At 37.5% G+C, this 786-nt stretch carries 1 protein-coding gene (cut by a window edge); it reads right to left on the reverse strand.

Going from position 1 to position 786, the window contains the following annotated elements:
- A protein-coding gene (locus DIU01_RS05855) for an enoyl-CoA hydratase-related protein (protein WP_290832419.1) crosses the window boundary here: on the reverse strand, positions 1-734 show its 5' portion. 28 nt of this gene lie to the left of the window's left edge; the window shows 734 of its 762 coding nt (coding positions 1-734); its start codon is at positions 732-734; its stop codon lies off the left edge, out of view.
- Positions 735-786 lie beyond the last annotated feature (52 nt).

Raw genomic sequence — 786 nt, forward strand, 5'->3', positions numbered from 1 at the left:
CCTTCTTTAAAATCTTCGGTTCCAAAGCATTTTCCGAATGATTTTATTTCGGTTTTGTAACCGTCAACACCATCTTTGAAATTTGCATTTACGGCTTTAATTGCTTGACCAATTGCAACTGGAGAATTACGCATAATTTTGGAAGCAATTCCTTTTACAAATTCTAATAATTCTGTTTGTGCTACAACGTGATTTACCAATCCGTAGGTTTTTGCGGTTTCTGCATCAATCATTCCAGCAGTCATAATTAGTTCCATCGCGCGACCTTTTCCTACTAGTTGAGGTAAACGTTGCGTTCCTCCATAACCCGGAATTACACCAAGTGAAACTTCGGGTAAACCCATTTTTGCATTGTCTGAAGCTACTCTAAAATGACATGCCATTGCTAGTTCTAATCCGCCGCCAAGTGCAAATCCGTTTACGGCTGCAATCACTGGAGTTCTTAAGTTTTCTACAAAATCAAATAATAATTCTTGTCCTTGTTGTGCCAATTGTGCGCCTTCTTCTATAGAAAAATGAGCAAATTCTGATATATCTGCGCCAGCAACAAATGCTTTTTCTCCTTCACCAGTGATGATGATTACTTTGGTTGCTGCATCGGCATCTAAATTTTCAAAAGCTGTGTGCAATTCTTGAATGGTTGCTACATTTAGCGCATTTAATTTTGACGGACGATTGATTGTAATTTGACCGATTCCGTTTTCTGAAGTAACGAGTATGTTTTCGAAGTTCATATTTTCTTGTATAAAGTTTATTATTTAGCCCTGATTGAAAGGAAAAACTCCC

Source organism: Flavobacterium sp., assembly GCF_003525665.1.
Taxonomy (GTDB): domain Bacteria; phylum Bacteroidota; class Bacteroidia; order Flavobacteriales; family Flavobacteriaceae; genus Flavobacterium.